The sequence below is a fragment of the Pseudomonas sp. P5_B2 genome (genome assembly GCF_056400445.1).
Map to the genome: position 1 here is coordinate 1 of NZ_JBFULH010000352.1, position 4,296 is coordinate 4,296.

Below are 4,296 nucleotides of genomic sequence, written 5' to 3' on the forward strand. Positions count from 1 at the left end.
AGTTTTTCGTGAAGATTTTTATCCCACTGATTGGTTCCGGGATCGGTGTCACGGCGTTCTTCTGCTTCATGTTTTCCTGGGTTGAATTGCTCTTGGCGCGAACGCTCACGTCGGTCAACGCCAAGCCGATTGCGGCGGTGATGACCCGCACGGTCTCTGCATCCGGCATCGATTGGGGCGTGCTGGCGGCGGCGGGGGTGTTGACCATCCTGCCGGGCATGCTGGTGATCTGGTTTGTTCGCAACCACGTGGCCAAGGGCTTTGCCCTGGGTCGGGTATGAGGAACTGATGATGATGGAATGGATGAGTTGGACGGTTCCCACCGCAGTGTTCTTCATCGTCATTGGCCTGATCCTTGTGGGCATGACCACCTGGGAGTTACGTTCGCCGAGCATTCTTCGGCGGGGTTTGTTGCCGATTGCCACCACCCGTGGCGATCGGTTGTTTATCGGTCTTCTCGGCAGCGCCTACCTGCATTTGCTGGTAATCGGCGTGACCGACTGGAGCATCTGGGTAGCGTCCGCGTTGTCCCTGGTGTGGCTGTTGGCTGTGATGCGTTGGGGCTAGTCGAATCGCTCGGCAAATGGTGTCCCGAAACCCAAACAGGAGGTCTCTATGTTCGACAAAAACAATAAGCTGCGACATAGCATTTCATTGGCAGCCATGCTGGCACTCAGTGGGTTGAGCGCTTCGGCCTGGGCCGATGCCTATGAAGACGCTGCGAAAAAATGGATCGGCAGTGAGTTCAAGCCATCCACATTGACAGCCGATCAACAGCTGGAAGAGCTGAAGTGGTTCATCAAGGCGGCGGAGCCGTTTCGCGGGATGAACATCAAAGTGGTTTCGGAAACCATCGCCACCCACGAATACGAGTCCAAGGTGCTGGCCAAGGCGTTCACCGAGATCACCGGCATCAAGCTGACCCACGACCTGCTGCAGGAAGGCGACGTGGTGGAAAAACTGCAGACCGTGATGCAGTCGGACAAGAGCATTTATGACGGTTGGGTCAATGACTCGGACTTGATCGGTACTCACTTGCGCTACGGCAAGACTGAATCGATCACCGACCTGATGGCCAACGAAGGCAAGGACTTCACCTCGCCGACCCTGGACCTCAAGGACTTCATCGGCATCTCCTTCACCACGGCCCCGGACGGCAAGCTCTATCAGCTGCCTGACCAGCAATTCGCCAACCTCTACTGGTTCCGCGCCGACTGGTTCGAACGGGCAGACTTGAAAGCCAAGTTCAAGGAAAAGTACGGCTACGAGTTGGGCGTGCCGGTGAACTGGTCGGCCTATGAAGACATCGCCAAATTCTTTAGCGAAGACGTCAAGGAAATCGACGGCAAGCGGGTCTACGGGCACATGGACTACGGCAAGAAAGACCCGTCCCTGGGCTGGCGCTTCACCGATGCCTGGTTCTCCATGGCCGGTGGCGGCGACAAAGGCCTGCCCAACGGCTTGCCGGTGGACGAGTGGGGTATTCGGGTCGAGGATTGCCATCCGGTGGGCTCCAGCGTGACCCGAGGCGGCGACACCAACGGGCCGGCGGCGGTCTTTGCCACCCAGAAATACGTCGACTGGCTCAAGGCCTATGCGCCACCGGAAGCGGCGGGCATGACCTTCTCCGAGGCCGGTCCGGTGCCGGCCCAGGGCAACATTGCCCAACAGATTTTCTGGTACACCGCATTCACCGCCGACATGACCAAGCCGGGCCTGCCTGTCGTGAACGCCGATGGCACGCCGAAATGGCGCATGGCGCCGTCGCCGCGCGGTCCGTACTGGGAAGAGGGCATGAAGCTGGGGTATCAGGACGTGGGTTCCTGGACGTTCATGAAGTCCACGCCTGAGAAACAGAAACTCGCCGCCTGGCTTTATGCGCAGTTCGTGACCTCGAAAACCGTGTCGCTGAAGAAAACCATCGTCGGCCTGACCCCGATTCGCGAGTCGGACATCAAGTCGCAAGCGATGACCGACCTGGCACCGAAACTCGGTGGTCTGGTGGAGTTCTACCGCAGCCCGGCCCGCGTGCAATGGACCCCGACCGGGACCAACGTGCCGGACTATCCGCGTCTGGCGCAGCTGTGGTGGAGCCACATCGCCGAAGCGGTCAGCGGCGAGAAAACCCCGCAACAGGCACTGGACGGACTGGCCAAGGATCAAGACGCGATCATGACCCGTCTGGAACGCTCGAAAGCGCAAACCACCTGTGCCCCGAAAATGAACCCAGAGCGCGATGCGCAATACTGGTTCGATCAGCCGGGCGCACCGAAGCCGAAACTGGCGAACGAGAAGCCCAAGGGTGAAACCGTCAACTACAACGAGCTGCTGAAGTCGTGGGCGGCGAACGCGCCTAAGTAAGCTTCTGCACCGAGAAAGGCGAACGGCACCGAGAGGTGCCGTTTTTGTTTGTGCCTGATAGTCCGTCATCGCGAGCAGGCTCGCTCCCACTGTATTGCGGAGTGCCAGCAGACGTTGCGTACGCCACTAAACCTGTGGGAGCAGGGCTTGCCCGCGATAGCGGACTGACATTCACCATTGATGTTGCCTGACCCACCGCATTCGCGGGCAGGCCTTGAACCACAGTTCGTATTCAATTCTGGATGTTTAAGCGTTTAGGTGAAGGAGCAGAACCTTCCCACAATGTTTTCAGGTTGTCCGTCGGACGTCCGCTCTCTAGCCTGTGCACGTCGCTGCCAATTCAGCGATCGGGATTGGAACCCCGGAACCCCGAAAGCGCAAAAGTGGCTTTCATGACGTATGCTTGCGCGCCTTGATGGTGTGCATTCCGTTATGGCGGCTGTGCGCGGGAGACTTCGAGTCTGTCGGGTTTTCGGTGGCCCGGGTTCCAACCTGCGTACAGCTGCCACCCCTTCGATTGGAACCGAATGGGTCAGCTTCAACCATCACACTGAGTACCAACATCATGAAAAAACCAACACCCAATCCTCCCGAAGCAGACGCCGAAGCGGACGCCGATTCGACATCCCCTTACGCCTCCGTCGACACCCGAAAACTCCACGAAGCTGCCGACCGCGCCCTCGACTACTACCTCAACCCCGGCGCTCACATCATGGCCACGCCATACACCCCCAACGAGATGTTCTTCGTCAATCCCAAAGCCGATACCGAATCCTTGCTGGCCAATGCTTGCGAATCCCTGGCTTCGGCCACGGTCATGCTTGGTGACTTTGCTGCGCTGCTGGAAGGCACTCATCGCAAGACTCTGTTGGGGATTGCGCAGGTGGTGATGTTGGGCGAACTGGCGGTGAACAAGGCGCTGGATAACGTCGATCTCGCTGACTGATCAACGGGGCTGAGCAGACACAAAAAACGCGGCGCTGGAAGGGCCGCGTTTTTATTGAATGGCTAACAGCCCGTTTCGCTGTAGTCAGGCAAATACTCCAAAGAGGGTTCCGCCGAGATAGATCACGCAATAACCCAGAAAAGAATAGCCAAGTATTCGAGCGGGAATGATGATCCAGCATCGCAGGGGCAACGGAAAGCGAGCAATCTCATCTATCGCGTCCGGATCACTTACCCACAAAAAATCATCATCCAATAAAAGAATGGTCGAGATGTGGGACAAACGGGAGGAGCGGCCATAGGCGCCGTCTCCCAACACCCGCCGATTGCGAGCGACGAAGTACGACCCTCTCAGGAAAAATTCAATCTCAGTCAGTTTKAAAAAACTGACGTATGTCCTTACGAGCATTGCCACCAGTGCCACGACAAAACAGGCGATCAATACGGCCGTACACAGCAGTTTCAGATCGCTTGCCGGTTTGGAGACGGTCATGCTTAACCGCTCAAACCCAAGCAAAAGCAAAAGTAGACCGGCTCCAATCAAAGCGAGTCGCATGAGGTCTGCCGGAATCTTCACCCATTTTTTCAAATGCTCCGGAAAAACTTCAGCCTCCATGACCGCGTACGGATCCAGCATTTGAAAATAGGTAATTCGACCTGTTAGTGCACCTATCTGCCGGACCCTTTTCATTCGTCCCAACGGGCCATTTCCCAAAGTTTTCCGATTAATGCCCACAAGATGAGATGCAATGAAGTGGCTTTCCAGCTGATCAATCCGGAAATAGGCGGCAAATAACACGATTGCCTCGCTGAGGAAAATAAGTAGCAGTACAACCCCCCATGAGAGGAGGTAAATGAGGTCAAGATGAGGGGAGGTCACGGGTAATCCTTAACGTTGATCCAAACCATCCCAGTACCGTTAGCGACAAAGACGTAGCCCGACATAAAAATTGGAGTGCCAGGTAAGCCGTTAATTTGGTCGAAGCGCAT

General features: G+C 56.6%; 4 protein-coding genes and 1 pseudogene. 4 read left to right on the forward strand and 1 reads right to left on the reverse strand.

Annotated features, from left to right (window positions below):
- From AC1DRJ_RS20160 to AC1DRJ_RS20175, 4 genes and pseudogenes are all read left to right on the forward strand, one after another.
- A pseudogene (locus AC1DRJ_RS20160) lies at positions 1-281 on the forward strand (carbohydrate ABC transporter permease); the annotation flags it as partial.
- 13 nt (positions 282-294) lie between these two features.
- A complete protein-coding gene (locus AC1DRJ_RS20165; RefSeq protein WP_033049407.1) occupies positions 295-567 on the forward strand; it encodes a DUF2160 domain-containing protein in 273 nt (90 codons plus the stop codon).
- A 48-nt stretch (positions 568-615) separates the two neighbouring features.
- Entirely contained in the window at positions 616-2,361 is a 1,746-nt protein-coding gene (locus AC1DRJ_RS20170; protein ID WP_477803698.1) for an ABC transporter substrate-binding protein, read from the forward strand.
- A 565-nt stretch (positions 2,362-2,926) separates the two neighbouring features.
- Complete coding sequence (locus AC1DRJ_RS20175) at positions 2,927-3,307, forward strand: DUF6124 family protein (RefSeq protein WP_477803699.1); 381 nt, start codon at positions 2,927-2,929, stop codon at positions 3,305-3,307.
- Between the two features lie 84 nt (positions 3,308-3,391).
- Here the strand turns inward: AC1DRJ_RS20175 and AC1DRJ_RS20180 are convergent, their stop codons facing one another.
- Complete coding sequence (locus tag AC1DRJ_RS20180; protein WP_477803700.1) at positions 3,392-4,186, reverse strand: hypothetical protein; 795 nt, start codon at positions 4,184-4,186, stop codon at positions 3,392-3,394.
- Positions 4,187-4,296: the final 110 nt, after the last annotated feature.

Bases quoted from the DNA above. Each gene is read 5' to 3' on its own strand.
- AC1DRJ_RS20165 (WP_033049407.1), top strand. From the start codon at position 295: ATGGAATGGATGAGTTGGACGGTTCCCACCGCAGTGTTCTTCATCGTC.
- AC1DRJ_RS20170 (WP_477803698.1), top strand. From the start codon at position 616: ATGTTCGACAAAAACAATAAGCTGCGACATAGCATTTCATTGGCAGCC.
- AC1DRJ_RS20175 (WP_477803699.1), top strand. From the start codon at position 2,927: ATGAAAAAACCAACACCCAATCCTCCCGAAGCAGACGCCGAAGCGGAC.